We start from the raw sequence: 26166 nt of genomic DNA, 5'->3' as shown, positions 1-26166 counted from the left end.
CGTCAGCCTCGGGGGCCGGGGCGGCCGGGCGTCGCGGCGCCGTCGCCGGGGCGCCCCGTCCGGCGCCGGTGGTACGCGATCGCCACCGCGGCCAGCAGGACGGGCCAGGCCGCGAGCGGCAGGTAGCAGCCGAAGAACAGGGCCTGCTGCGCGGCCGTCATCACCGTGCCGTCGCCGTCGCCGAGCCCCGCGTACTCGGCGTACGCGGACCAGCCGACGGCCGCCACCAGCATGACCGCCCCGGCCAGGGCCGCGCCGGTCGCCAGGCGGGGGTTCACCCGCCGGCCGAGGAAGACCTCGCCCCACGGCCGGACCAGGCCCAGGGTGAGGAAGGCGAGCACCTCGGAGAGCACGGTCAGCGCGATCATGTACGAGAGCGTTCCGGGGCTCGCGTTCAGGTAAGGGGAGGCCTCGACGACGGGCACCCCGAAGCCGAGGGCGAGCCGCCACAGACCGGCGGGCAGCACGGCGAGCGGGACGGCATGGGCGGCGAGCACGGCCCAACGGGGCACGGTGGGAAGAGCGTTCGGCTTCAGCATGACGCCAGGTTGGCGGGTGGGCCGGGGCGGCGGCATCGGCGCGGCGGCCGGTCCTCCTCCGCCGCGCGGGGGAGACGCCCTCGTCCGGACATCGCCTGGACGCCGGGGTGGTCGGCGCTGCCGGCGGTGGCCTCCGCGCGGTGGCGACGCGGCTCTCCAGCCGCAGGTGATCAGCTGCGCGGTGTGGTCTGCTGCACGGCCCAGCGGTTGCCGTCGGGGTCGGCGAAGTAGACGAACGAGCCCCAGGGCTGGTCGTCGATCGGGCTGACCTCGATGCCGCGCTCGGTGAGAGCGGCGTGCGCCTCCTCGATGTCGGCGACGACGACCTGCATGTTGTCCAGGGATCCCGGGGTCATCTCGGTGATCCCCTGCCCGAAGGCGATCGAACAGGCGGAGCCGGGCGGTGTCATCTGGACGAAGCGGATCGCCTCGCTGACCGTCACGTCGTGGTCGGGCCGGAACCCCACCTGCTCGTAGAAGGCCTTGGCCCGGTCCACGTCGGTGACGGGCACTCCGATCAGCTCCAGTTTGATGTCCATGTCGGCATCATCCGCTCCCCCCGGGCGGGTCGCCCGTTGACCTTCCCCCGCCGGGAAGGCCCAGCCTCGGTCGTGCCGGGCGGGAAGCCCGGTCCAGGGAGGCTGAAAGGCTGGGGGCCATGCTGCTGCTGACGATCGGCGACTTCGCCCGTGCCACGGGACTCTCGGCCAGGTCGCTGCGCCGCTACGACGAACTGGGCGTGCTGCCGCCCGCGCGCGTCGACCCGTACTCCGGCTACCGGTACTACGCCGAGGAGCAGGTGGAGCGGGCGCGTCTGGTGGGCTGGCTGCGGCGGATCGGGATGCCGCTCGCCGAGGTCCGTCGGGTCTGCGCCCGGTTCGAGACGGACGCGGCGGGCGCGGCCCGGGCCGTCCGCGCGTACTGGGCCGGGGTCGAGTCGGAGACGGCGGCGCGACGGGACCTGGCGTCCTCCCTGGTGGACCGGATGAGAGGAACCACCACCATGACCACGACTTCCTGCGTCCTGGACGCGGCCGTGCTGCTCGACCGCGGCCTGGTCCGCCCGTCCCAGCAGGACGCGGCGCACGCCGGCCCGCTGCTGCTGACCGTCGCGGACGGATACGGGCCGGAGGGCGCGCGGGCCGCGGGTGCCGCGGTCGCCGCGCTGGGGGCCGTACCGGCCGCCCTGCGTCCCGGCGACGTCCTCAACGCCCTGGAGGACGGCCTGCGCGGGGCGAACGACGCCGTCGCCGGGCTCCCGGAGTCCGGGACGACGCTGACCGCCGTCCTGCTCGCCGGCACCCGCCTGGCACTCGCCCATGTGGGTGACTCGCGGGCGTATCTCCTGCGCGACGGGGCCCTGGTGCGGCTGACCCGGGACCACACCGTCGTGCAGGCGCTCGTCGACGCGGGCGAGCTCGATCCCGCCGAGGTGCCGGACCGGCCGGACCGCGCGCTGCTCCTGAAGGCTCTCGACGGCGGGGACGTGCCGCCGGAGCCGGAGCTCGGGGTGCGCGAGGTGCGGCCGGGGGACCGCCTGTTGCTGTGCACGGACGGCCTCTCGGCGGTGGTGCCCGCCGAGGAGCTCCGGCTCGCGCTGGCCTCGGGCGGCGCCCCGGAGGCCACGGCCCGCGCCCTGGCGGCCCTGGCCCGCGGCCGGGGTGGCCCGGACAACCTGGCCTGCGCCGTCGCGGACGTGGTGCCCGGGCCCCGGGATCGGCGCAGGATCTCCCCCGGCCCCGGCCCCGGCCCCGGCGCTGGCCCCGGCGCCGACGCCGTCTAGGCCGGCGCCTCGTCCTCCGCCGTCCGCCCGCGCACCACCACGACCGGGCACGGCGCGTGCTGCGTCACGTTCGCCGAGACGGAGCCGAGGAAGGCCGCCTTGAAGCCGCTGTGGCCGCGGTCGCCCACCACCAGGAGGGACGCGCCCATGGCCTGGTCGATGAGGACCTGGGAGGGGTTGCCGCTCACGACCGTGCGGATGATCGTGGCGGCGGTCCCGGCCGGGAGCGCCTTGGCCAGGGACTCGTCGAGGATCTGCTGGGCGAGCTCCTCGGGGTCGAACTCGGGCGGCACGCCCGGCATCAGCGTCGCCCAGGACGCCGGGTACTCCCAACTGATCACCGCCTGGAGGGAGTCCCCGGTGAGGGAGGCCTGCCGGGCCGCCCATTTCAGCGCCTTCAGGGAGGACGCCGATCCGTCCACGCCCACCACGATCCTGCCGCCGGCCATCGCCGACCTCCGTTCGTCGTCGTCGTCGGGAAGCCTCACCCGAACCCCGCGTGACAAACGGTTCAATCCAGGCGCAGATCGGCCAACTGCTTCTCGAAGGGGACGAGGTCCCCGTCGGCCTCGGCCTCCTCGCGCGCCGGCCGTGCTCCGACCAGATCCCCGAACTCGCTGCCGGCGCGGGTGATCCGGGTCGGCAGGCCCTCGGTGTACTCGTCGCCGCCCGAACCCCAGTCCTCCGAGGCCGCGTAGACGGCGGTCGGGGCGACCACCGCCCGCAGGTACGCGAAGAGCGGCCGGAGGGCGTGGTCGAGGACGAGGGAGTGGCGGGCGGTGCCGCCGGTCGCGCCGATGAGGACCGGGGTCCCGGTCAGCGCGGCCGGGTCGACCAGGTCGAAGAAGGACTTGAACAGGCCGCTGTACGAGGCGGTGAAGACGGGTGTCACGGCGATGACCCCGTCCGCGCCGGTGACCTTGTCGATCGCCTCCTGGAGCTTCTCCGACGGGAAGCCGGTGACGAAGTTCTTCGCGATGTCGATCGCCAGGTCGCGCAGTTCGACCACCTCGACGTCGACGGCGTACTCCTGCTCGGCGAGCCGGTAGCGGGCGGCCTGGAGGAGGCGGTCGGCGAGCAGCCGGGTGGACGAGGGGCTGCTGAGGCCGGCCGAGACCGCGATCAGCTTCAGGGTGCGCACGGGGTCATGCCTCCTTCTTCGTCGCCGCGGCCGACGACACGGCCGGGTGGAGCGGGGCGGTCGCCGGGACGTCCGCGGGGCGCAGGTTCGCGAACTCCTTGCGAAGGACCGGGACGACCTCCTCGCCGAGGATGTCGAGCTGTTCGAGGACCGTCTTCAGCGGCAGTCCCGCGTGGTCGACCAGGAAGAGCTGCCGCTGGTAGTCGCCGACGTAGTCGCGGAACGACAGGGTGCGTTCGATGACCTCCTGCGGCGAGCCGACGGTCAGCGGGGTCTCGCGGCTGAACTCCTCCAGGGACGGGCCGTGGCCGTAGACCGGCGCGTTGTCGAAGTACGGGCGGAACTCCCGTACCGCGTCCTGCGAGTTCTTGCGCAGGAAGACCTGGCCGCCGAGGCCGACGATCGCCTGCTCGGGGGTGCCGTGGCCGTAGTGCGCGTACCGCTGCCGGTAGAGCCGGACCATCTTCTCGGTGTGCTGCTTGGGCCAGAAGATGTGGTTGGCGAAGAAGCCGTCGCCGTAGTACGCCGCCTGCTCGGCGATCTCGGCCGAGCGGATGGAGCCGTGCCAGACGAAGGGCGGGACGCCGTCGAGCGGGCGCGGGGTGGACGTGAAGCCCTGGAGCGCGGTGCGGAACTTGCCCTCCCAGTCGACGACGTCCTCCCTCCACAGCTTGTGGAGGAGCGCGTAGTTCTCGATGGCGAGCGGTATGCCCTGGCGGATGTCCTGGCCGAACCACGGGTAGACCGGGCCGGTGTTGCCGCGGCCCATCATCAGGTCGACGCGGCCGTCGGCGAGGTGCTGCAGGGTCGCGTAGTCCTCGGCGATCTTCACCGGGTCGTTGGTGGTGATCAGGGTCGTGGAGGTGGAGAGGATCAGGTTCTCCGTGCGGGCCGCGATATGGCCGAGGAGCGTCGTCGGGGAGGACGGCACGAACGGCGGGTTGTGGTGCTCGCCGGTCGCGAAGACGTCCAGGCCGACCTCTTCCGCCTTGAGCGCGATGGCGACGGTGTTCTTGATCCGCTCGTGCTCGGTGGGGGTCCGGCCGGTGGTCGGGTCGGTCGTCACGTCGCCGACGGTGAAGATGCCGAACTGCATCGTGCTCACCTCTCGCCTCTCGAAGTCTTTGGTTGAATCTTAAACTGTCCGCCTCAACGGTGTCACCTCCGCCCCTATTCCCGACCCCTGCCCGGAGGGGCCGTATCCGGCCGAGGGCCGTACGGGGCCGTCCCGCGGCCGGACCGCACGGGGCCCGCCCACCCGCGGCCGGACCGCACGGGGCCCGCCCGCCCACGGCCGGACCGCACGGGGCCCGCCCGCCCACGGAGGGGCCGGCACGGACCCCGCGCGCCCCGCGGCGGCGCCCGTACCCTGGACGTCATGACCGAGGGCACGAAGGACGTCGAGCGCGACGACGAGCACTGGAAGGAGCGGGGCGTGATGCTCCGCGTCTTCGTCTACGTCTTCGCGACCCACGCCTTCGCCGGTTTCGTCTGGCTGCTCTTCTACGTGGGGCAGAACGCCGGGAAGTAGGCGCCGGACGACCGGTTCCCGCCCTCCGCAAGGGCCTCCCGTAAAGTCCCCGACGTGAACGCTGCGATATCGGTCGTCGGAATCGGCGCGGACGGCTGGGACGGGCTCCCCGAGGCCTCGCGCCGCACCCTGCGCGCCGCCGAGGTGCTGATCGGCGGCCCCCGCCAGCTCGACCTGCTCCCCGCCGCCGACTGTCCCGGCACCCGGGTCCCCTGGCCGAGCCCGCTGCGCCCCGCCGTCCCCGGCCTGCTCGCCGCCCACGAGGGGCGCCGCGTCGCCGTCCTCGCCAGCGGCGACCCCTTCTTCTACGGGATCGGGCGCACGCTCGCCGAACTCGTCGGCCCGGACCGCCTCGACGTCCGGCCGCACCCGTCCTCCGTCTCGTACGCCTGTGCCCGGCTCGGCTGGCCGCTGGAGACCACCGAGACGATCTCCCTCGTCGCCCGGCCGCTCGCCGCGCTCGCCGCAGCCCTCCACGACGGACGCCGGCTCCTCCTGCTCGGCGAGGGCCCCGACAGCCCCGCGCGGGTCGCGGGGCTGCTGCGCGAGCGCGGCTGGGGCGGCACCCGGATCCGGGTCCTGGAGCAGCTCGGCGGACCGGGCGAGCGGCTCCTCGACGGCACCGCCGCCGACTGGCCGTACGAGCGCACCGACGCCCTCCACGTCCTCGCCCTCGACTGCGTGCGCGACCCGGACACGCTCCGGCTCGGCACCACGCCCGGCCTGCCCGACGAGGCCTACGAGCACGACGGCCAGCTCACCAAGCGGTACGTGCGGGCCGCCACCCTCGCCGCGCTCGCCCCCGCCCCCGGCGAACTGCTCTGGGACATCGGCGGCGGCTCCGGCTCCATCGGCATCGAGTGGATGCGGGCCCACCGCGGCTGCCGGGCGGTCGCCGTCGAGAAGCAGCCCGAGCGCGCGGCGCGCATCGAGCGCAACGCCGCGGCCCTCGGCGTACCCGGCCTGAAGGTCGTCACGGCCGCCGCGCCCGCCGGCCTCGCCGCGCTCCCCACCCCCGACGCGATCTTCATCGGCGGCGGCCTGACCGCCCCCGGTCTGCTCGACGCCTGCTGGGACGCGCTCCCGCACGGCGGACGGCTCGTCGCCAACACCGTGACCCTGGAGTCCGAGGCGCTGCTCGCCGACCGCTACCGGCGGCACGGCGGCGAGCTGATCCGGCTCGCGGTCGCCGCCGCCGTGCCCGTGGGCGGCTTCACCGGCTGGCGCCAGGCCATGCCGGTCACCCAGTGGTCCGTAACGAAGGGTTGAACAGAGAGATGACCGTCTACTTCATCGGCGCGGGCCCCGGCGCGGCCGACCTGATCACCGTGCGCGGCGCGCGGACCCTGGCGAAGTGCGGGGTCTGCCTCTACGCCGGCTCCCTCGTGCCGACCGAGCTGCTGGCCGAGTGCCCGCCGGACGCGAAGCTCGTCGACACGGCGCAGCTGGACCTGGACCGGATCGTCGCCGAGATCACCGCCGCGCACGAGGCGGGCCAGGACGTCGCCCGGCTGCACTCCGGCGACCCGTCCGTCTTCAGCGCCATGGCCGAGCAGATGCGGCGCCTGGACGCGGCCGGGATCCCGTACGAGGTCGTGCCGGGCGTGCCCGCCTTCGCGGCGGCCGCGGCGGCGCTGAAGCGGGAGCTGACGGTCCCGACCGTCGGCCAGACCGTCATCCTCACCCGCATCGCCCAGCAGGCCACACCCATGCCCGAGGGCGAGGACCTGGCCACCCTCGGCCGCAGCGGCGCCCTGCTCGTCCTCCACCTCGGCGCCCGCTACGTCGACCGGATCGTCTCCGAGCTCGTCCCGAACTACGGCGTGGACTGCCCGGCCGCGGTCGTCGCCATGGCCGGCCGGCCCGACGAGATCGTGCTGCGCGGCACGCTGGAGGACATCGCGGAGCAGGTGAAGGCGGCGGGCATCACCAAGACCGCGGTCATCATCGTGGGCCGCACGCTGGCGGCCTCGGAGTTCCGCGACAGCCACCTCTACGACCCGGCCCGGGACCGCCACACCTGCTGAGGGCGGCCCCCGCGGCCGGACGCCTCAGGCGTTCGGCCGCTTGCCGTGGTTCGCCTTCTTCTTCTTGCGGGCCCGCTTCTTGTTGCCGCGCTTCGCCATGGGACTCCCTCTCGATTGGGGATGCTGCCGACGCCAGCCTAGGGGCGGGCCCCGGGACCCGCATGCCGAATGTCGGACCCGTGCGCTGCAGGGGGCGGGTGACCGTCTACGACGTGGCCCGGGCCTTGCCGGGCATCGGGGAACTGCGCGACCACTGCCGTGGGCTCGCGATGCTGGAGGCCGTGCTGAGCCCGGAGTGGGAGGGGCGGTACTACTCGTTCGCCAAGGACACGGCCTTCATGCGCGACGGGCAGGGCGACGAGTTCCGCATCGTGTTCTGTCCGGCGGGCGCGTACGCGGAGGGCTTCGCCCACGAGGCGCCGATGAGCCCCTGGGCGGGCATGGACACGCCGGAGGTCTGGCCGGGCGTGCTCGACGACGTCCCGGACGTCTTCCGCCCGTACGTCTCCGAGGGCGAGGGCGGCGACGCCCCGCACATCACCGTCTGCCTGTGGCGCGAGGCGACGTCCGCCGCCTGGCGCGCCGGCACCATCGACTTCCCCACCTGGGGAGACGGCGAGCCTGACGGCGCCGACCACCTCTTCGCCCTGCTCGTCGACCGTTCGGCGGAGGCGTACGCGGAGTGGGCCTCGGACTACTACGAGACGGAGATCGACGTCGAGGCCGTTCGCCACGTCCTGGCTCTGCGCCCCCTCACCCGTGAGGTCGTCGCGGCGCTCGACCCGGAGCTGACGCCCGCCGACCTGGCCGAGGACATACGGGAGATCGGCTATCCGGCCTGAGCGGCCGGCGCCCACTCCGGCGCCAGCGCGGACATCAGCGTCGCGTCCACCCGCTCGCCCTCCCACAGCAGGGCGCCCCGGAGCACCCCCTCCGGGCGGAAACCGGCCTTCTCGTAGGCGCGGCGGGCGCGCGGGTTGAAGGCGTAGACCTCCAGCCAGACGCGGTAGAGCCCGAGCGCCTCGAAGGCGTGGCCGACGATGAGGCGGGTGGCCTCGGTGCCGAGGCCGCGGCCGATGCCGGCCGGGGTGAAGCAGATCCGGAAGGCGCAGCTCTCGTTGCCCGGGTCCCACTCGTGGAGGACCGCCTCGCCGACCACCCGGCCCGACGCCCGCTCCACCACGGCCAGGTCGAGCCGGTCGTCCTGGGCGCCGCGCGACCCGTACCACCGGCGCAGCGCGGGCTCGTCGAAGCGGGTGTGGTTCCCGGTCAGCCGGGAGATCTCGGGGTCGCCGAACATCGGCAGCAGCGCCGGGACGTCGTCCTCGGTGACGGGACGCAGCGTGACGAGTCCGCCGGTCAGGGTGGGCTTGTGAGAGAAGTCGACCATCTCGGCATTCTGCGACGCGGCCGGCGCACGCGTCGCGCGAATTGCTGCCCGGTCGGCCCCGCCGACCGGGCGGGCTCGCGATCAGCTGGTGCACGAGGCCTCCTCCAGGGCGTCTTCCCAGGTGTGCTGGTCGGCGTGGTCGGCGAACAGACAGCAGCCCTCGCCGTCGGGCCCCGGGGCGGCCACGGGGCAGTCCGGCAGCACGACGAGCTCGACCTCGCCCCTCCCGTGCCAGCGGAGCCACAGCGCGGTCCCGTACTCGCCGACGTCGGCGAGGAGACCGTAGTGGTCACCGCCTTCGTGTGCGGGCAGTTGGCACTGCACGGCCCCGTCGATGTACTCGGCAGCCGACTTCTCCCACCCCTCACGCGCGAGGCCGAGGGGCACCTGTCGCCAGTGCGCGCACTGCATCACGACACCATCCGGAGGGATCCGGCTGATGTCCGCTCCTGCTCTGCGCACCGACGGCAGGCGCACGGCGGGAAGCGGCCCGGGTTGTCCGGGAGTGCCTGGTCGTCACCCACGCGGACCTCTGTGAGAGGCCCCCACGTGTGGCCGGAGTCGCGCGAGACCCGCAGCGTCATCCGTACGTCGTCGTGTCCGTTCGCCATGGTGAGGAGCATCGCGACCTGCGGGCTCGACCAGAAAGGTCAAGCGGATTACCCAACCTGGGTAACATCACCCTCGGTTGATCAAGTGCAGCGATCCGTAGTCCTCATGCCGGAGCGTGCCCGATGCCCGAGCCACCCCGCTCGCAGGAACTCCCGGTCAGTCTGCTCACGGACCCGGTGATGATCGAGGCATGCCGGGCCAGGGACTTCGGCCGCATCTTTCAGCTGATCAAAGCGCGAGCAGGCATCTACCCGTCGATGATCGCGCGCCGCTGCGACCTCACCCCCAGCCGCGTGGCCGAAGTGATCGCTGGACAGCGGCAGTTGCTTCACATGGATGTGATCGAACGGATCTCGGACGGACTACGCATCCCCGGACACATGCTCGGACTTGCCCGACGCTCGTGGGAGACGCCGTCCAGCCTGGGGGTCACGCCCCGAGCACCGGCCAAGCCGACGGCCTCAGCCGTCGAGCCGCCCGCCGCCGGGCTGCCGGGGGCGGACGTGGACAGCATCCTCGCCCTTGCGGCCGATCGGGACCTCAACCCGTCGACGCTGGACGCACTGCACTCGTCGATCGCCGATTACTGGCGCCGGGACGACGAGCACGGCGGGGAGACCTTACGGCCGGCCGTCGTTGGCCAGCTCCGTTACGTCGTCGATCTCCTGAAGGAACAGCGCCCCGCTCCCATGCGGGACGGCCTGCACAGCATCGCGGCCGAGCTGGCCCGGCTCACCGGATGGACCTACTTCGACGCCCGCCGGTACAACCAGGCGCGTGCCTACTTCACGGAATCCCTCGGACTGGCCAAGGCCATCGACGACCGCCCGTTCATGGCCAACGTCCTCGCCTGCATGAGCCTCCAGGCCACCTACCAGGACAAGCCCGGTGACGCCCTCGCACTCGTTACAGCCGCCCAGGACCAGGCCCGCGCCGCCGCGGGGACGACACCGCGCGTGCTGGCCATGCTCGCGATGCGCGAAGCCTTCGCCCATGCCACCCTGGGCAATCACAGCGCGACCCACACAGCGATCTCGGAAGCCCACACCCAGTTCGGCCGGATCGGTACCGGTGATCCGGACCCGGCCTGGGTCGCCTACTTCGACGAACCGAAGCTGATCGTGGACACCGGCATCGCGCACGGGCGCTTGGGCGAAGCCGCCCTCGCCGAACCCCTCATCGCGGACGCTCTGCGACGCGAGCACGCATCGAACCACCGGGGCCGTGCCTTCCACGCCTTCTGGCTTGCCCGCACCCAGCTCCAGCGCGGCAAGCTCGAAGAGGCGTGCCACACGGCCATGGACGCTCTCGCCCCGGCGGTTGCCGTCAGCTCGCAACGCGTCGCCGGACACCTCAGGGAGTTCTACGAGCAGTTGGAACCCTTCCGCCGTGAACCGGCCGCGGTGGCGTTCGAGTCCCGGCTCCGGGAAGTGCTGCCCCGCCAGGTCAGCGGATCGCCTCGTCCATGAGCACGTACAGCAGTCCGACCAGGGAGCCACTGCTGACGATCTCGCGACGGTCGATCATGCCCCGCACGTCGGCCAGAGGGATCCACTCGATCCGGTCCGACTCGTTCTTCTCGGTCGGCGGAGCCTCGTACGTCGCTCCATCGGCCCGGAAGACGTGGTGCTGGGAGTCCGTAATGCCGTTGGCGGGCTCGGCGTAGATCAGCGGCTTGATCGGACCGGGGCGCCAGCCGGTTTCCTCCAGTACCTCACGGGCCGCCGCCTCCGCCGGGCTCTCGCCTTCCTCGACCAGCCCCATGGGTAGTTCCCACGCCCAGGCGTCTGTGATGAAGCGGTGCCGCCACATCATCAGAACCTCGCGCCGCTCGTTGACGACGGCGGCCACGGCCAGATGCCGGAGCTTGACGACGTGGTGTTCCCAGCGGTTTCCGTCCGGCGTCTCGACGTCGGTGAGCCACAGGTTCACCCAGCTGTTCTCGTAGATCGGACGTTCCCCATGGATCTTCCACTGCATCGCTGCGGCCCCTCTCGATCGAGCTTCAGCATCGCAGAGGACGGTCGGGGGCGGTCCGGTTTCCGTGCGATACACGTCAGAGTGACGAATACTGCCTGCGCGTCATGCCGTGCCGACGGCGCCTCGCCGCCCACAGGTCTTGCTGCAGGCGACGGCCTGAGTCGACGGGCACGGCCTGGCGCGTCATGCCCGGTCGTCGGGCTGGCCTCCGTCGCCGCCGTCGATGACGGTCAGGCCACCGACGGTCTTGGAGGTCGTGTACGGGTCGGGGGCGTCGGCGGGGATGTGCTGGACGGCCTGTCCCTGTGCGAGTCCGTTGCCGTTGAAGACGAAGTCGGGGCGAAGTCGCCAGTTCCGGCCGTCGGCGTAGATAAATCCGGCCTCGGAGAGCTGCCGCAGAGCGCGAGACACCGAGGACTGGGACATGCCGACCTGCTGGGCGAACTTGGTCTGGCTCTCGACGAGGATCAGGCCGTGGTCCTTGCGGTTCTGGATGGCGCACATCTTGTGGAACAGCTTGAAGGAGGCCGCGCTGAGGTCGGCGTCGGCGAGCGCCATGTGTGCCGCGTATCCCATCGTGGTGAACCCTCCTCCTCTGAACCAGAGACTTGCTGCGGTGGAGACCGAGGAGTGGACGGTGAGGTCGTTCACCTCGCCCGTCGACCGGTTGACGGTCTCGATCCGGGTCACCTTCCGGGCCGCACGCACAGATTACCCCCCACGGGTGAATAGAAGACGAGCGCACATGCATGGGCTGATGCAGCCCTGACCATTCCTATGCAGAAATGGGTGAGGCGAGCCTACTCGGGCTATGCAATTCTGGGTAGACCTACCCAAGGTTGGGTGATCTTTGCCTCGTTTCCGCAGGTCAGGAACCCGCCGTGGTCGGCCCGTCTTAAGTAGGGAAGGTCCCCCGCCGTCTGCGGCCCGCCGTGGGCTCGGGAGCGTGAGCAACAAGGAGGCGTGGCTGGGGCCGGGGGTGGCTGATGGAGGCACACGTGGCGGACGACCGCCCGGCTCTCCCGCCGCCGTGGCGTGCTTTCGTGGGCCGAGGTCACGACGGGGCTCCACGGGGGTTCGCAGCGTGGCAAGGGACTCAGGCCTTCGCGGCCCGCCTACCGTTGCGCAGAGTCGGTCAGCGCCCTGGCCCCGCCACCGCCGAGCGCCCCACGACCACGCCCGCGCGGTCGATGCACACCACGTCGACGGCGACGGGGGCGCCGCGCAGGACGGCCAGGGCCTCGTCGCGGGCGCGGACGGCGACCAGGTCGCCCAGCGGGACGCCGGCGGCCTCGCAGAGGCGGAGCGCGGCGAGACCCGTGTTGGCCTCGGCGATCTGCGCGGCCAGGTCCTCGGTGGCGCCGCCCGTGCGGGCCAGGTCGGCCAGGAAGCCCTTGTCGACCTGGGAGCGGGCGGAGTGCAGGTCCAGGTGGCCGGCGGCCAGCTTGGAGAGTTTCGCGAAGCCGCCGCAGACGGTGAGCCGGTCCACGGGGTGGCGGCGGACGTACTTGAGCACGGCGCCCGCGAAGTCGCCCATGTCGAGCAGGGCGATCTCCGGCAGGTCGTAGAGGCCGGTGACGGTCCGTTCCGAGGTGGAGCCGGTGCAGCCGGCGACGTGGGTGAGGCCGCCCGCGCGGGCCACGTCGACGCCGCGGCGGATGGAGTCGATCCAGGCGGAGCAGGAGTAGGGGACGACGACGCCGGTGGTGCCGAGGATGGACAGGCCGCCGAGGATGCCGATGCGCGGGTTCCAGGTGGAGCGGGCGATCTCGGCGCCGTTGTCGACGGAGAGGGTGATCTCGACGTCGCCGGTGCCGCCGTGCGCGGCCGCGACCCGGGCCACGTGCTCGCGCATCATCTGGCGGGGGACCGGGTTGATCGCCGGTTCGCCCACGTCGAGGGGCAGTCCGGGCAGGGTCACGGTGCCGACGCCCTCACCGGCCTTGAAGACGACCCCGGAGCCGGCCGGGAGCAGCCGGACCGTGGAGCGGACCAGCGCCCCGTGCGTGACGTCCGGGTCGTCGCCGGCGTCCTTCACCACGCCGGCCGTCGCGGAGCCCGGCCCGGTCGACTCGACCGCGAGGGCGAAGGCCGGCGTCTGGCCCTTGGGCAGGGTGATCGTCACCGGGTCCGGGAAGTCCCCGGTGAGCAGCGCCGTGTAGGCGGCGGTCGTCGCCGCCGTCGCACAGGCACCGGTCGTCCAGCCGGGGCGCAGACCGGTGTGCTTGAGTTGGGCCGCACGCCCGCCGGAACTCATGAACGGACTCCCAGGATTCCCATGCACGTACTCATCCTCGGCGGGACGACCGAAGCGCGCGCCCTGGCCGGGCTGCTCCACCCGCGGGTCCGTGTCACGAGCTCCCTCGCCGGGCGGGTCGCAGCACCCCGGCTGCCGGCCGGGGAGGTCCGGATCGGGGGCTTCGGCGGGCCCGATGGGCTCGCCGCGTGGCTGCGGGAGCACGCCGTGGACGCGGTCATCGACGCCACCCATCCCTTCGCCGAGCGGATCAGTTTCAACGCGGCCGCGGCGGCCGCCACCGCCCATGTTCCCCTGCTCGCGCTGCGCCGCCCCGGCTGGGTCCCGGTGGACGGCGACCGGTGGCACGAGGTCGCCTCGCTGGACGGGGCCGCGGCCGCCCTCGACGGCTTCGGCGACCGGGTCTTCCTGACGACCGGCCGCATGGGCCTCGCCTCCTTCGCCGCCCGCCCCGAGTGGTTCCTGGTCCGCTCGGTCGACGCCCCCGAGGCCCCGATGCCCGCCCGCACCGAAGTCCTCCTGGACCGCGGCCCGTTCACCCTCGACGGCGAACGCGCACTGCTCGCCGCCCACCGCATCGACGTCCTCGTCACCAAGGACAGCGGCGCCGCCGCGACCGCCCCCAAGCTCGCCGCGGCCCGCGAGGCCGGCATTCCGGTCGTCGTGGTCCGCCGCCCGCCCGCCCCGGCCGGCGTCCCGACGACGGCGACCGCGGAGGAGGCCGCGGTGTGGGTGGGGGCGCGGGAGCGGGCCGGGGGCTGAGCGCGACAGACGCGGGAGGCGGACTTTCAATGGAGGAATGAGCACCGTTCGACGGCTTGCCGCGGCCGGGCTTGCGGCCCTGCTGGGCGCCACCGCGCCCGCCATCGCCACGGCCGCCCCCGGGGCCCCGCCTCCGCCCCAGCCGCCTCCGCAGCTCGACGACGCGGAGGTGAACCGGGCCGTCGGGCGCCTGGACGGGGTCGTGCGGGATGCCATGAGGCGCACCGGGGTGCCCGGCGTGGCCGTCGCCGTGGTCCACAAGGGCAAGGTCGTGGCCCTGAAGGGGTACGGGGTGCGGAAGTCCGGTGAGAAGGCCGCCGTGGACGCCGACACGGTCTTCCAGCTGGCGTCGGTCTCGAAGCCGATCGCCTCCACGATCGTCTCCGGAGCGGTGGGCGTCGACGGCTGGACCCAGCCCGTCGCGCCGCGCGTGCCGGGCTTCGCCCTCAAGGACCCCTGGGTGACCTCCCATGTGACGGTCGCCGACCTCTTCTCGCACCGCAGCGGGCTCCCGGACCACGCCGGCGACCTCCTGGAGGACCTCGGCTACGACCGGGCGTACATCCTGTCCCACCTGCGCTACGAGCCCCTCACGCCGTTCCGCGCGAGCTACGCCTACACCAACTTCGGCCTGACGGCGGCCGCGCAGGCCGTCGCCGACCGGAAGGGCGTGCCCTGGGAGAAGCTCGCCGACGACGTCCTCTACAAGCCGGCCGGCATGAACTCCACCAGCTCGCGCTTCGTGGACTTCGAGAAGGCCTCCGACCGGGCCTGGGGGCACGTCAAGGTCGACGGCGTCTGGAAGCCCGAGTTCGTCCGGGACCCGGACGCGCAGTCCCCCGCCGGCGGCGTCAGCTCCAGCGCCCGGGACATGGCGACCTGGCTGAGGCTGCAGCTGGCGAACGGCAAGCTCGACGGCCGGCAGATCATCGGCGCCGACGCCCTGGAGCGCACCCACTGGCCCGAGTCGGTGCTCGCCCCGCCCCCCGCCCCGGCCGGCCGGGCCGGCTTCTACGGCCTGGGCTGGAACGTGAGTTACGACGACGAGGGCCGGCTCCGGCTCTCCCACACGGGAGCGTTCGCCGAGGGCGCGCACACCAACGTCACGATGCTGCCGGGCGAGCAGCTCGGCATCGTCGTCCTCACCAACACCTCACCGGTCGGCGTCGCCGACGCGGTCGCCCTCGACTTCTTCGACATCGCCCAGACCGGGCGGGTCAGCCGTGACTGGATCCCCCTCGTGAACGCGCTGTACGCGCAGGAGGAGGAAGCGGGCCGCTCGAAGACCGACTACGCCCACCCGCCGGCCGACGCCGCGCCCGCCCGGTCCGCCGACACCTACACGGGCACCTACACCAGCCCGTACTACGGAAGCGCGCAGGTCGTCGCCGGCCCGAACGGCACACTGACCCTCCGACTGGGCCCGAAGCCCCAGTCGTACCCCCTCACCCACTACGCCGGCGACACGTTCAGCTTCGAGACCGCCGGCGAGAACGCCGTCGGCCGCACCGGGGTCACCTTCACCCCGGACGGGAGGGCGTTCACGGTCGAGTACCTGAACACGGAGGGGCTGGGGACGTTCACCCGCAGCGGCGGCTGACGGCCGCCGCCCGGCGTGGACGGCGTAGGGCTACTCCTCCGGATAACGCCGCGGCGTCCAGGCGATCGTCCGGCCGTCGGCGCGTTCGGTGACCTGCGTCTGCGACGAGCCGATCAGCAGCAGCGTGCGCATGTCGACCTCGGCCGGGTCCAGGGTCTTCAGGGTCAGGATGCGGACCGACTGCTCCGGCCCGCCGACGTCGCGGGCGACGACCACCGGGGTGTCGGGGGAGCGGAGTTCCAGGAGGAGGTCGCGGGCGGCGGCCACCTGGTGGGTGCGGGAACGCGAGCCCGGGTTGTAGACGGCCAGGACCAGGTCGGCCTCGGCGGCGGCGCGGACGCGGCGGGCGATGACGTCCCAGGGCTTGAGGCGGTCGGAGAGGGAGAGGGTGGCGTAGTCGTGGCCGAGGGGGGCGCCCGCCGCGGCGGCGGCCGCGTTGGCGGCGGTCACGCCCGGGAGGACGCGTACGGGGATGTCGGCGTACCGCTCCTCCGAGGCGACCTCCAGGACCGCCGTCGCCATGGCGAAGACGCCCGGGTCGCCGCCCGACACGACCGCGACGCGGCGGCCGCGGCGGGCCAGGTCGAGGGCGAACTCGGCGCGCTCCGACTCGACCTTGTTGTCCGAGCCGTGGCGGCGCTGGCTCGCCCGCAGGGCCGGGACGCGGTCGAGGTACGTGGTGTAGCCGACGAGGTCGTCGGCGTTGACGAGCGCGCCGCGGGACTCGGGGGTCAGCCACGGTGCTCCGGCCGGGCCGGTGCCGACGACGACGACCTCGCCGCCGGTCTCCCGGGACTCGGGGGCCACGGCGTCGATGCGGGAGGGGAGGACGGCCACCGAGAAGTACGGGACGGAGGCCGGGTCGACGTCGGCCAGGGCGTCCGTGCGCTCGCCCGCCATGAACGCGCGCTCCACGTAGCGCGCGTCCTCCAGGCGGCCCGCTCGCTCCAGGGCCCGCCGTACGGTCGGGAAGGTGCGGCCGAGCTTCATCACGACGGCCGAGTCGGTGCCCGCGAGGCGGGCGGTCAGCTCGTCCTCCGGAAGGGTGCCGGGGATGATCGTCAGCACCTCCTCCGCCTCGCACAGCGGCTCGCCCAGCCGGGCGGCGGCGGCGCTCACGGACGTGACGCCGGGGATGACGGTGGTGTCGTAGCGGTGCGCGAGCCGCTTGTGCATGTGCTGGTAGGAGCCGTAGAAGAGCGGGTCGCCCTCGGCGAGGACGGCGACCGTGCGCCCGGCGTCGAGGTGGGCGGCGAGGCGGGCCGAGGCCTCCTCGTAGAAGTCGTCGAGCGCGCCCCGGTAGCCGCCGGGGTGGTCGGTGGTCTCCACCGTGAGCGGGTACACCAGCCGCTCCTCGATGTGGTCCTCGCGCAGGTGCTCGGCCGCGATGGAGCGCGCGATGGACCGGCCGTGGCGGGCCGAGTGGTACGCGACCACGTCGGCCTCGGCGATGGCCTTCACGGCGGCCACGGTCATCAGGTTCGGGTCGCCGGGCCCGAGGCCCACGCCGTACAGCTTGCCGGTCACTTCTGGATCTCCGCTTCGTGCGCGAGGGCGTTGAGGGCCGCCGCGGTCATGGCGCTGCCGCCACGCCGGCCGCGGACGACGAGGTACTCCAGGCCGAGGGTGTTCGCGGCGAGGGCGTCCTTGGACTCGGCGGCGCCGATGAAGCCGACCGGGATGCCGAGTACGGCGGCGGGCCTGCCGGCGCCCTTCGCGATCATCTCCAGGAGGTGGAAGAGGGCGGTCGGCGCGTTGCCGATGGCGACGACGGAGCCCTCCAGGCGGTCCCGCCACAGCTCCATGGCCGCGGCCGAGCGCGTGGTGCCGAGCTCGGCGGCGAGCCCCGGGACCGCCGGGTCGGACAGGGTGCAGACCACGTCGTTGTCGGCGGGCAGCCGCTTGCGGGTGACCCCGCTGGCGACCATCTGCGCGTCGCACAGGATGGGGGCGCCCGCGCGGAGCGCGGCGCGGGCCGAGGCCACGACACCGGGGGAGTACGCGACGTCCTGGACGAGGTCGGTCATGCCGCAGGCGTGGATCATCCGCACCGCCACCGTGGCGACGTCGGCGGGCAGGTCCGCGAGATCCGCCTCGGCGCGGATCGTGGCAAAGGAGCGGCGGTAGATCTCCGCCCCGTCCTTCTCGTACTCGAACATCCTGGGGCTCTCGCTCATCTCGTCGTGGTCGTGGTGCGGGCCGTGGCGACCGCTTCGGGCAGGGAGGTACGGGGTGTGGGGACGCCGGCCACCAGATAGCCGCCGTCGCCGGTGGCGAGGACGTCGACCCAGGTGCCGTGCGGGTGGCCGCAGCGGCGTTCGCAGCCGGAGAAGTGCACGGGCAGGAGCCCCGCGGGCGCCCGGCGGGCCTCGGCGCGCACGTCGTCGAGGGCCTTGGCGCAGCCGGGGCGCCCGGTGCACGCGGTGACCCGGGCGCCGGGCGCGTCGGGGCCCGTGATCAGGCCGTGCGCGGCGAGTTCGGGGAGCCGGGCGGGGGCGGTGCGGACGACCGCTCCGCGCCAGGGCGTCAGCCGGATCCCGTCCGCGGGCGGCAGCGCCCGCAGCTGGGCGCCGGTCAGCCGGCCGAGGGGGGCGAGGACGTACACCGCTGCCGCGCCGAGGGCTCCCGGCACGGGCGGCGCGCCCTGCGGGAGCGGGGAGTCCGGCGCGGCCTCGGCCCGGATCCCGGCCTCCTCCAGCGCTCCGGTCAGGTCCGGCGCGTGGCCGGCGGGCAGTTCCCGTACCCGCCAGGCGCCGGTCCCGGCCGCCGCGGCGGTGTCCAGGAAGGCGAGCGCGGCGGCCAGGGCGGCGCGGGGCGCGTCGGCGGCGGGGACGCGGAGGACCTCGGGGCCCACCCGGAGGTCCGCGCCCGACGGCCCTGCGACCAAGGTCACATCGCCGCCGAGTCCGGCGACGTCGCCGCGCCCGTCGTCGAGGACGAAGAGAAACCGGCCCGAAAGGGACGCGGCCCGGGGCTCGTCGCACAGCAGCGCGTCCAGTTCGCGCACCCACAACTGCACGTCCCCGTGGCCGAGTCCGTCGAGGCCGGCGGCCGGCGAGGCGACGATGTTGCGCACCCGCTCGTGGGTGGGGGAGGGCAGCAGGCCGGCGGCGTCGAGGAGAGCGGCGAGCTCGGCGCCGCAGCCGTCCCGGAGGCCGCGCAGCTCGGCGTTGCCGCGCGAGGTGACACTGATGCCGCCGTCGCCCAGGGCCTCGGCAGCGGAGGCCAGCATCTCCACCTGACCTGCCGTCAAGAGGCCGCCGGGCAGGCGGAGTCGGGCCAGGAAGCCGTCGTCGGCGGCGTGCAGACGCAGCGCCCCCGGGCATGCGTCACCACGGTCCCGTATGAGTGGTTCGCCCCGTTCGGGCGAGCGGTGAGGGGTGGGCGGCATGGCGGCGAGCATACCCACGGCCCCGCGGCCGACCGAGGGCTCGCGCGGGGGTGTGATCAGGCCTACTCGCCCGCACCGCCCCACCCGTGGACCCGCACGATCTAGGATGCAGACCGGCATGGGGTCCCAGGACCCCGGGGAGGAAGCCCGGTGAGAATCCGGCGCGGTCCCGCCACTGTGAGCCGGTCCCGGGCACCCGGGCGACCGGTGAGTCAGGAACTCCCTTCCCCAGGCTCTCGGCTTCGCCCGAGCAGGGGAGGCCCCAACCCATACGACCACCCGGGGCGCGGACAACCCCGAGGAAGGCCTGAGCTCGCCATGCTCCTGCTGCTGTCGCACTCCGACACCGACCTGCTCAGCGCCCGTGCGGCGAACGCCGCCGAGGGCCCGGTCGCCTACCGCTTCGCCAACCCGGCCCGGCTGCCCCACGCCGACCTCCCCGCACTCCTCGACGGCGCCGAACTCGTCGTCGTCCGCCTCCTCGGCGGCCTGCGCTCCTGGCAGGAGGGCCTGGACACGGTCCTCGCCGCCGGGAAGCCGGTGGTCGTGCTCAGCGGCGAACAGGCGCCCGACGCCCAGCTGATGGAGGCCTCCACGGTTCCGGTCGGCGTCGCGACCGAGGCCCACGCCTACCTCGCGCACGGCGGCCCGGCCAACCTGGAGCAGCTGGCCCGCTTCCTGTCCGACACGGTCCTGCTGACCGGCCACGGCTTCGAGCCCCCGGCGCCCGCCCCCACCTGGGGCCCGCTGGAGCGGACCGCGAGGAACGAGACCGGCCCGACGGTCGCCGTGCTCTACTACCGCGCCCACCACATGAGCGGCAACACCGCCTTCGTCGGCGCCCTGTGCGACGCCGTCGAGGAGGCCGGCGGCCGGGCCAAGGCGCTGTACGTGGCGTCCCTGCGCGCTCCCGAGCCGGAGCTCCTCGACGAGCTGCGCGGTGCCGACGCCATCGTCACCACCGTCCTCGCTGCCGGCGGCACCAAGCCCGCCGAGGCGCAGGCCGGCGGCGACGAGGAGGCCTGGGACGCCGGCGCGCTCGCCGCGCTCGACGTGCCGATCCTGCAGGCGCTGTGCCTGACCGGCTCGCGCGCCGCGTGGGAGGAGAACGACGAGGGCCTGTCGCCGCTCGACGCCGCCAGCCAGGTGGCCGTCCCCGAGTTCGACGGGCGCCTGATCACGGTCCCGTTCTCCTTCAAGGAGATCGACGAGGACGGCCTCCCGGCGTACGTCGCCGACCCCGAGCGGGCCGCCCGGGTGGCCGGCATCGCCGTCCGGCACGCCCGCCTCCGGCACATCCCGAACGCCGAGAAGAAGCTGGCGCTCGTCCTCTCCGCGTACCCGACGAAGCACTCCCGGATCGGCAACGCGGTGGGCCTCGACACCCCCGCCTCGGCCGTCGCCCTGCTGCGCCGACTGCGCGCGGAGGGCTACGACTTCGGCCCGGTCGAGGACATCCCGGGTCTCGTCTCCGGCGACGGCGACGAGCTGATCTACGCCCTCATCGAGGCCGGCGGCCACGACCAGGACTGGCTCACCGAGGAGCAGCTGGCCCGCAACCCCGTCCGCATCCCGGCCGCCGACTACAAGCGCTGGTACGCCGAGCTGCCGGCCGAGCTGCGCGAGCAGGTGGAGGAGCACTGGGGCCCGGCGCCCGGCGAGATGTTCCTCGACCGCTCGCGCAACCCGGAAGGCGACATCGTGCTCGGCGCGCTGCGCCGGGGGAACCTGCTGGTCCTCATCCAGCCGCCGCGCGGCTTCGGCGAGAACCCGATCGCGATCTACCACGACCCCGACCTGCCGCCGTCCCACCACTACCTGGCGGCCTACCGCTGGATCGCCGCCCGGGCCGAGGACGGCGGCTTCGGCGCCGACGCGATGGTGCACCTGGGCAAGCACGGCAACCTGGAGTGGCTGCCCGGCAAGAACGCGGGCCTGTCCGCCGCGTGCGGCCCGGACGCGGCCCTCGGCGACCTGCCGCTGGTCTACCCGTTCCTCGTCAACGACCCGGGCGAGGGCACCCAGGCCAAGCGCCGGGTGCACGCGACCCTCGTCGACCACCTGGTGCCGCCGATGGCCCGCGCCGACTCCTACGGCGACATCGCGCGGCTGGAGCAGCTGCTCGACGAGTACGCGCAGATCAGCAGCATGGACCCGGCGAAGCTGCCCGCGATCCGCGCCCAGATCTGGACGCTGATCCAGGCCGCGAAGCTGGACCACGACCTGGGCATGGACGACCGCCCGGACGACGACGGTTTCGACGACTTCCTGCTGCACGTCGACGGCTGGCTGTGCGAGGTCAAGGACGCCCAGATCCGCGACGGTCTGCACGTCCTCGGCGGCGCCCCGACCGGCCCCGAGCGGGTCAACCTGGTCCTGTCGATCCTGCGCGCCCGCCAGATCTGGGGCGGCACCCAGGCGCTGCCCGGTCTGCGCGAGGCCCTCGGCCTGGACGAGTCGGCCGCGACCCGGACGACCGCCGACGAGGCGGAGGCGAAGGCGCGCGAGCTGGTCGAGGCGATGGAGGCCGCCGACTGGGCCGTGGACGCGGTCCCGGCCCTGGCCGAGCCGTACGGCCCCGAGGTCGCGGACGTGCTGCGCTTCGCCTGCGAGCAGGTCGTGCCCCGGCTCGCCGCGACCACCGACGAGCTCGACCACGCCGTCCACGCGCTGAACGGCGGCTTCGTGCCGGCCGGCCCGTCCGGCTCGCCGCTGCGCGGCCTGGTCAACGTCCTGCCGACCGGCCGCAACTTCTACTCCGTCGACCCCAAGGCCGTGCCGTCCCGGCTCGCGTGGGAGACCGGCCAGGCGCTCGCCGACTCGCTGCTCACCCGCTACCGCGACGACAACGGCGAGTGGCCCACCTCGGTCGGTCTCTCGCTGTGGGGCACGAGCGCGATGCGCACGGCGGGCGACGACGTCGCCGAGGCCCTCGCGCTGCTCGGCGTCCGCCCGCTGTGGGACGAGGCCTCGCGCCGTGTGAACGGCCTGGAGCCGATCCCGGTGGCCGAACTCGGGCGCCCGCGCATCGACGTGACGCTGCGCATCTCCGGATTCTTCCGGGACGCCTTCCCGCACGTCATCGGACTGCTCGACGACGCCGTACGGCTGGTCGCGGGCCTGGACGAGCCGGCCGAGGACAACCACGTCCGCGCCCACGCGCAGGCCGACCTGGCCGAGCACGGCGACGAGCGCCGCGCCACCACCCGCATCTTCGGCTCCCGCCCGGGCACCTACGGCGCGGGTCTGCTCCAGCTGATCGACTCGCGTGACTGGCGCACCGACGCCGACCTGGCCGAGGTCTACACGGTGTGGGGCGGATACGCGTACGGCCGCGGGCTCGAAGGGCGACCGGCGCGCGCCGAGATGGAGACGGCGTACAAGCGGATCGCGGTCGCGGCGAAGAACACCGACACCCGCGAGCACGACATCGCCGACTCGGACGACTACTTCCAGTACCACGGCGGCATGGTGGCCACCGTCCGCGCGCTGCGCGGCACGGCCCCGGAGGCGTACATCGGCGACTCCACCCGCCCGGAGACCGTCCGCACCCGCACCCTCGTCGAGGAGACCTCGCGCGTCTTCCGCGCCCGCGTGGTCAACCCGCGCTGGATCGAGGCGATGCGCCGCCACGGCTACAAGGGCGCCTTCGAGCTGGCGGCGACCGTCGACTACCTCTTCGGCTACGACGCCACCACGGGCGTCGTCGCCGATTGGATGTACGACAAGCTCACCGAGGCCTACGTGCTCGACCCGGAGAACCAGGCCTTCCTGAAGCAGGCCAACCCCTGGGCCCTGCACGGCATCGCCGAGCGCCTCCTGGAGGCCGAGTCCCGTGGCATGTGGGAGAAGCCGGACCCGGAGACGCTGGCGGCGCTGCGCCAGGTCTTCCTGGAGACGGAGGGCGACCTCGAAGGCGCGGCGGACGCCGACGAGGCCTGAGTGACGATCCCGGTCCGCGCGCACCGTGCGTGCGGACCGGTGCGGGGACCTGGGGTGGGGTGGTGGGCGTGCGTGCCCGTGGAGCTGTGACGACGCCGGTGACGACGGCGGTGGTGCTGGGCCTGTGCCTGGCCCTGGGCGCGTGCTCGGCCGGGGGAGACGGGGGTACGCCTCCGAAGCCGAAGGCCCCGAGGTCCGCGCCCCCCACCACGGCGGCACCCCCGACACCCTCGGCGACGCCGTCCGCGGACGCGGACCCGACGCCGGACCCGGCCGCGAGCGCGACCCCGTCGCCCGTCCGGGTCACTCCGGGCGTCGGCGGGCGCTCGGCGAAGCCGTACCGGCCCGGGGCCTCCGGCGGCGTCGGGAAGAAGACGGCGGCGGAACCGCAGAACCCCTACGCGGGCCCGAACCCGCCCCCGGCGCCGGACCGCCCGGAGCCGCCGCCCTACACGCCGCCGCCGGCGTACCAGCCGGGCGACCCCGTCACCGTCGTCCCGGTCCCCACCTTCGAGCAGGCCCCGTTCACACCGGACACGGTGCGCTGACCCACGGCTCCAGCTCCACCCGCCGCCCCCGGAAACCGTCCCGCAGGCGCCGGTCGTGGCTCACGACCACCAGCGTGCCCGGGTAGTGCGCGAGAGCGGCCTCCAGCTCCTCGACCAGGCCGGGGGAGAGGTGGTTGGTCGGCTCGTCGAGGAGGAGCAGGTCGGCCGGGGCGGTGACCAGGCGGGCGAGCTCCAGCCGGCGCCGCTGCCCGGCGGACAGGGCCCGCACCGGGGTGCGCAGGTCGGCGGGGGTGAACAGGCCCAGCCCGAGCAGCTCCTCCTCCCGGCCCTCGCCGAAGGCGGCGGCCAGGGGGCGCGGGTCGTGCGCGGGCGCGGGGTGCCCGGCGGTGTCCTGCCGCAGCATCCCGGTACGTTCCGGGGCGCTCACCGTGCCCGCGTCCGGGGCGAGTTCGCCCGCCAGGAGCCGCAGCAGCGTGGTCTTCCCCGCTCCGTTCGGGCCGGTGACCAGAAGGCGTTCGCCGGGCTCCAGGTGCAGGGCGTCCAGCCGCAGCCGCCCCTCGACCCGCACGTCCGCCAGGTCGACCGGCGCGGCCGTGCCCTCGATGCGGGCCGCGAACCGCAGCGGATCCGGCGGCCTGGGCACCGGGTGCCCGTCGAGCTCCCGGAGCCGGGTGCGGGCGGCCCGGATGCGGCTCATCGCACCGTGCGCCCGTGACCGGGCCCGGAAGGCGCCGGCGCCGCTGAACGCGGCGGGGGCCTTGCGCGGGATGCGGGAGAAGCGGTCGATGGTGCTGTCGGCGATCCCCGCGTACCGGGCCCGCTCGGCCCGCCATTCCCCGTACTCCCGCTCCCGGCGGGCGCGTTCGGCCGCCCGGTCGGTCAGGTAGCCGGCGTAACCGTTGCCGTGGCGCCGTACCGTCCGGGTCTCGTGGTCCACCTCCAGGACGGCGGTGGTGATCCGGTCGAGGAAGGCCCGGTCGTGGGTGACGGCGACGACCGTACCCCGGTGGGCGCGCAGCCGCTCCTCGAGCCAGCCGACGGCCTCGTCGTCGAGGTCGTTGGTGGGCTCGTCGAGCAACAGCAGCTCGGGGTCGGCGGCGAGGGTCGCGGCGAGCGCGAGCCGGGAGCGCCTGCCGCCGGAGAGGGTGCCGAGCGGCCGGCCCCGGTCGAGCGGCGCGCGCTCGCCGAGCTGCCGGAGCACGGTCTCCACGCGCCGGTCGGCGCCCTCGCCGCCGCGTGCCTCGTAGGCCGCGAGCAGCGCGGCGTACCCGTCGAGGTCGCCGGTCGCGGCGAGTGCGGCCTCGGCCTCGTGGATGCGCCGCTCCAGTGTCCTGACCTCGGCCAGCGCCCGGTCGATCGCGTCGCCGACGGTGGCGGTGCCGGGCAGGTCCAGGGTCTGGGCGAGGTGCCCGACGCCGCCGGGGGACTCGACGGTGACGGTGCCGTGGTCGGGCTCCTCGATGCCGGCGAGGAGGCGCAGCAGGGTGGACTTGCCGGAGCCGTTGTCACCGACGACCCCGACGCGCTCGCCGGCCTGGACGGTGAGCGAGACCCGGTCGAGGACGAGCCGGTCCTGGACGTGACGGTCGTCGTAGCGCTTGGTGACGTCGAGGAGATGGACACGGAACAAGGGCGACCTCCCGGGGTGCGGCGACAGGGACGGGATCCGTGGAGCGCGATCCATGCAACGAGACGTCTCGTCTCGTTGCGTCCCCTACCGTACGCCGCGGACCCCCGCGCCGCAAGACGTTTCGTCTCGTCGGGTTCGGCGGGGCTCAGGCGGAGGTCAGGCGGAGGCCAGGCGCAGGATCAGCGCCGCGCCCGACAGGAGGGTGAGGACGACGACCGGCGCCACCGCGTGGTCCTTCGCGCGGACGTGGCTGATGAGCGCGCCGAGGAAGTAGAGCACCAGACCCACGGCAGCGGCCGCGCCGAGCGCCGGCACGACGAGCCCGGCGAGCAGCCCCAGCGCGCCCGCCGCCTTCGCGGTCCCCAGCCACGGAAGCCAGGACTCGGGTACGCCCAGCTTGGTCATGTTGCCGGTGACCTGCGGGTTCCGGGTGAAGGTCAGAAATGCGGAGGCGGCGAGCGCGAGCGCCAGCAGCGCGGCGACGACGGCGTAGGCGATGAACATGGAACTGCTCCAATGATCCGGGGGCGGAAACCGTTGAAGACTAACAATGATTCATCGCGCTCCACAATGGAGCCGCTGTTACGGTGGACGGCATGGCAGCAGCTGACCCGAACGACCGCCTCGGCTTCCTCCTCTCCTTCCGCGGGGAGCTCACCGGCGCGCGCATCCGGGCCGCCGTGGCCGTCGCCGGGCTCCACCCGCGCAACGCCATGACCCTCATGCACCTCGCCCCCGGGGCCACCAGTCAGCGCGAGCTCGCCGCCGTCATGGAGGTCGACCCCAGCCAACTCGTCGCGATCCTGAACGAGTTGGAGTCGGACGGGCTGTGCGAACGGCGCCGCGACCCGGCCGACCGGCGGCGCCACATCGTGGAGATCACCCCGGCGGGCCGCGACGCCCTGGAGCGCGTCGACGCGGCGGTGAGCGCGGCCGAACGCGAGCTCTTCGGCGACCTCACCGAGGCGGAGCAGGTCCTGCTGCGCGGCCTGCTCGACCGGGTCGTCGTGGACCCGGCCGGCCACGAGTGCGGCGAGTAGCGGACGCGGAGGGCGGGCGCCCGGCAGGCGTG

The 26166-nt window shown here is 73.9% G+C and carries 27 protein-coding genes and 1 riboswitch; of the genes, 11 read left to right on the top strand and 16 right to left on the bottom strand.

The window, feature by feature from the left end; all coding sequences use genetic code 11:
* Positions 1-2: 2 nt before the first annotated feature.
* Both ACIRQF_RS14785 and ACIRQF_RS14780 read right to left on the bottom strand, forming a co-directional pair.
* Positions 3-539: a hypothetical protein gene (locus ACIRQF_RS14785; protein WP_404092289.1), complete on the bottom strand. Its 537-nt coding sequence runs from the start codon at positions 537-539 to the stop codon at positions 3-5.
* Between the two features lie 170 nt (positions 540-709).
* Positions 710-1078, bottom strand: a complete 369-nt coding sequence (locus ACIRQF_RS14780) for a VOC family protein (RefSeq protein WP_404092286.1) — start codon at positions 1076-1078, stop codon at positions 710-712.
* A 119-nt stretch (positions 1079-1197) separates the two neighbouring features.
* On the opposite strand from ACIRQF_RS14780, the gene ACIRQF_RS14775 reads away from it, so the two are divergent.
* Entirely contained in the window at positions 1198-2322 is a 1125-nt protein-coding gene (locus tag ACIRQF_RS14775) for a MerR family transcriptional regulator (RefSeq protein ID WP_404092283.1), read from the top strand.
* Here ACIRQF_RS14775 and ACIRQF_RS14770 read toward each other — a convergent pair.
* The 3 genes from ACIRQF_RS14770 to ACIRQF_RS14760 form a co-directional block, all read right to left on the bottom strand.
* On the bottom strand, positions 2319-2771 hold the full coding sequence (locus ACIRQF_RS14770) for a universal stress protein (protein WP_376627118.1): 453 nt from the start codon (positions 2769-2771) through the stop codon (positions 2319-2321). The two genes, ACIRQF_RS14775 and ACIRQF_RS14770, sit on opposite strands and share 4 nt — an antisense overlap.
* 62 nt (positions 2772-2833) lie before the next feature.
* Positions 2834-3463, bottom strand: a complete 630-nt coding sequence (locus ACIRQF_RS14765; protein ID WP_376627116.1) for an FMN reductase — start codon at positions 3461-3463, stop codon at positions 2834-2836.
* A 4-nt stretch (positions 3464-3467) separates the two neighbouring features.
* Positions 3468-4559 (bottom strand): LLM class flavin-dependent oxidoreductase, encoded by a 1092-nt coding sequence (locus ACIRQF_RS14760; protein ID WP_376627114.1) that lies wholly within the window; start codon positions 4557-4559, stop codon positions 3468-3470.
* A 282-nt stretch (positions 4560-4841) separates the two neighbouring features.
* On the opposite strand from ACIRQF_RS14760, the gene ACIRQF_RS14755 reads away from it, so the two are divergent.
* Genes ACIRQF_RS14755 through cobM form a run of 3 tightly spaced genes read left to right on the top strand, consistent with a single transcriptional unit; the run spans position 4842 to position 7021 of the window.
* Positions 4842-4994 (top strand): DUF6126 family protein, encoded by a 153-nt coding sequence (locus ACIRQF_RS14755; protein ID WP_376627112.1) that lies wholly within the window; start codon positions 4842-4844, stop codon positions 4992-4994.
* Positions 4995-5048: 54 nt separating this feature from the next.
* Complete coding sequence (cbiE, locus tag ACIRQF_RS14750) at positions 5049-6263, top strand: precorrin-6y C5,15-methyltransferase (decarboxylating) subunit CbiE (protein ID WP_404092273.1); 1215 nt, start codon at positions 5049-5051, stop codon at positions 6261-6263.
* 8 nt (positions 6264-6271) lie between these two features.
* Complete coding sequence (cobM, locus tag ACIRQF_RS14745; protein ID WP_376627108.1) at positions 6272-7021, top strand: precorrin-4 C(11)-methyltransferase; 750 nt, start codon at positions 6272-6274, stop codon at positions 7019-7021.
* Positions 7022-7045: 24 nt separating this feature from the next.
* Here cobM and ACIRQF_RS14740 read toward each other — a convergent pair whose 3' ends face one another.
* Positions 7046-7120, bottom strand: a complete 75-nt coding sequence (locus tag ACIRQF_RS14740; RefSeq protein ID WP_099895366.1) for a 50S ribosomal protein bL37 — start codon at positions 7118-7120, stop codon at positions 7046-7048.
* 98 nt (positions 7121-7218) lie between these two features.
* Here ACIRQF_RS14740 and ACIRQF_RS14735 point away from each other — a divergent pair, with 98 nt between their 5' ends.
* A complete protein-coding gene (locus ACIRQF_RS14735; RefSeq protein WP_404092269.1) occupies positions 7219-7863 on the top strand; it encodes a hypothetical protein in 645 nt (214 codons plus the stop codon).
* Here the strand turns inward: ACIRQF_RS14735 and ACIRQF_RS14730 are convergent.
* Positions 7851-8411: a GNAT family N-acetyltransferase gene (locus ACIRQF_RS14730; protein WP_404092266.1), complete on the bottom strand. Its 561-nt coding sequence runs from the start codon at positions 8409-8411 to the stop codon at positions 7851-7853. The two genes, ACIRQF_RS14735 and ACIRQF_RS14730, sit on opposite strands and share 13 nt — an antisense overlap.
* An 81-nt stretch (positions 8412-8492) precedes the next feature.
* Positions 8493-8822 (bottom strand): hypothetical protein, encoded by a 330-nt coding sequence (locus ACIRQF_RS14725; protein WP_404092263.1) that lies wholly within the window; start codon positions 8820-8822, stop codon positions 8493-8495.
* 323 nt (positions 8823-9145) lie between these two features.
* Here ACIRQF_RS14725 and ACIRQF_RS14720 point away from each other — a divergent pair, with 323 nt between their 5' ends.
* Positions 9146-10492, top strand: coding sequence for a hypothetical protein (locus ACIRQF_RS14720; RefSeq protein WP_404092260.1), 1347 nt, complete (start codon positions 9146-9148; stop codon positions 10490-10492).
* On the opposite strand, the gene ACIRQF_RS14715 is transcribed toward ACIRQF_RS14720, so the two are convergent.
* The 3 genes from ACIRQF_RS14715 to ACIRQF_RS14705 form a co-directional block, all read right to left on the bottom strand.
* Positions 10470-11003, bottom strand: a complete 534-nt coding sequence (locus ACIRQF_RS14715) for an NUDIX hydrolase (protein WP_404092257.1) — start codon at positions 11001-11003, stop codon at positions 10470-10472. The genes ACIRQF_RS14720 and ACIRQF_RS14715 overlap by 23 nt on opposite strands.
* 183 nt (positions 11004-11186) lie before the next feature.
* Positions 11187-11711 carry a hypothetical protein gene (locus tag ACIRQF_RS14710; RefSeq protein WP_404092254.1) on the bottom strand — a complete coding sequence of 175 codons (525 nt, stop codon included), beginning with the start codon at positions 11709-11711 and terminating at the stop codon, positions 11187-11189.
* A 427-nt stretch (positions 11712-12138) separates the two neighbouring features.
* Positions 12139-13260 carry a cobalt-precorrin-5B (C(1))-methyltransferase gene (locus ACIRQF_RS14705; RefSeq protein WP_404092251.1) on the bottom strand — a complete coding sequence of 374 codons (1122 nt, stop codon included), beginning with the start codon at positions 13258-13260 and terminating at the stop codon, positions 12139-12141.
* A gap of 21 nt (positions 13261-13281) precedes the next feature.
* Between ACIRQF_RS14705 and ACIRQF_RS14700 the strand changes: the two genes are divergently transcribed.
* Positions 13282-14022 carry a cobalt-precorrin-6A reductase gene (locus ACIRQF_RS14700; RefSeq protein ID WP_404092248.1) on the top strand — a complete coding sequence of 247 codons (741 nt, stop codon included), beginning with the start codon at positions 13282-13284 and terminating at the stop codon, positions 14020-14022.
* Between the two features lie 37 nt (positions 14023-14059).
* Positions 14060-15622 (top strand): serine hydrolase, encoded by a 1563-nt coding sequence (locus tag ACIRQF_RS14695; RefSeq protein WP_404092245.1) that lies wholly within the window; start codon positions 14060-14062, stop codon positions 15620-15622.
* A gap of 30 nt (positions 15623-15652) precedes the next feature.
* Here ACIRQF_RS14695 and ACIRQF_RS14690 read toward each other — a convergent pair whose 3' ends face one another.
* From ACIRQF_RS14690 to ACIRQF_RS14680, 3 genes are read right to left on the bottom strand one after another with little or no spacing between them, the layout of a single operon-like run.
* Entirely contained in the window at positions 15653-17149 is a 1497-nt protein-coding gene (locus tag ACIRQF_RS14690) for a precorrin-2 C(20)-methyltransferase (RefSeq protein ID WP_404092242.1), read from the bottom strand.
* Positions 17146-17781 carry a precorrin-8X methylmutase gene (locus ACIRQF_RS14685; protein ID WP_382477232.1) on the bottom strand — a complete coding sequence of 212 codons (636 nt, stop codon included), beginning with the start codon at positions 17779-17781 and terminating at the stop codon, positions 17146-17148. Before ACIRQF_RS14685 ends, ACIRQF_RS14690 begins: the two co-directional genes overlap by 4 nt.
* 14 nt (positions 17782-17795) lie before the next feature.
* The gene (locus tag ACIRQF_RS14680) at positions 17796-19025 is read right to left on the bottom strand and encodes a cobalamin biosynthesis protein CobG (protein ID WP_404092239.1); all 1230 of its coding nucleotides are present in this window, start codon (positions 19023-19025) and stop codon (positions 17796-17798) included.
* 91 nt (positions 19026-19116) lie between these two features.
* Positions 19117-19256, top strand: a riboswitch (cobalamin riboswitch).
* Between the two features lie 75 nt (positions 19257-19331).
* On the opposite strand from ACIRQF_RS14680, the gene cobN reads away from it, so the two are divergent.
* Positions 19332-22955, top strand: a complete 3624-nt coding sequence (gene cobN, locus ACIRQF_RS14675) for a cobaltochelatase subunit CobN (protein WP_404092236.1) — start codon at positions 19332-19334, stop codon at positions 22953-22955.
* A gap of 86 nt (positions 22956-23041) precedes the next feature.
* Positions 23042-23503 carry a hypothetical protein gene (locus ACIRQF_RS14670; RefSeq protein ID WP_404092233.1) on the top strand — a complete coding sequence of 154 codons (462 nt, stop codon included), beginning with the start codon at positions 23042-23044 and terminating at the stop codon, positions 23501-23503.
* Here ACIRQF_RS14670 and ACIRQF_RS14665 read toward each other — a convergent pair.
* Entirely contained in the window at positions 23481-25148 is a 1668-nt protein-coding gene (locus tag ACIRQF_RS14665; RefSeq protein ID WP_404092230.1) for an ABC-F family ATP-binding cassette domain-containing protein, read from the bottom strand. The two genes, ACIRQF_RS14670 and ACIRQF_RS14665, sit on opposite strands and share 23 nt — an antisense overlap.
* Before the next feature lie 102 nt (positions 25149-25250).
* The gene (locus tag ACIRQF_RS14660) at positions 25251-25598 is read right to left on the bottom strand and encodes a DoxX family protein (RefSeq protein WP_404092227.1); all 348 of its coding nucleotides are present in this window, start codon (positions 25596-25598) and stop codon (positions 25251-25253) included.
* 92 nt (positions 25599-25690) lie between these two features.
* Here ACIRQF_RS14660 and ACIRQF_RS14655 point away from each other — a divergent pair, with 92 nt between their 5' ends.
* Positions 25691-26134, top strand: coding sequence for a MarR family winged helix-turn-helix transcriptional regulator (locus ACIRQF_RS14655; protein WP_382476868.1), 444 nt, complete (start codon positions 25691-25693; stop codon positions 26132-26134).
* The last annotated feature ends 32 nt before the right edge of the window (positions 26135-26166 follow it).

It is taken from the genome of Streptomyces sp. NPDC101191, from assembly GCF_044767915.1.
In the GTDB taxonomy this organism is placed as follows: Bacteria; Actinomycetota; Actinomycetes; order Streptomycetales; family Streptomycetaceae; genus Streptomyces.
The sequence above is the reverse complement of the archived record's forward strand: the minus strand, read 5'-3'. Positions and strand labels throughout refer to the sequence as shown.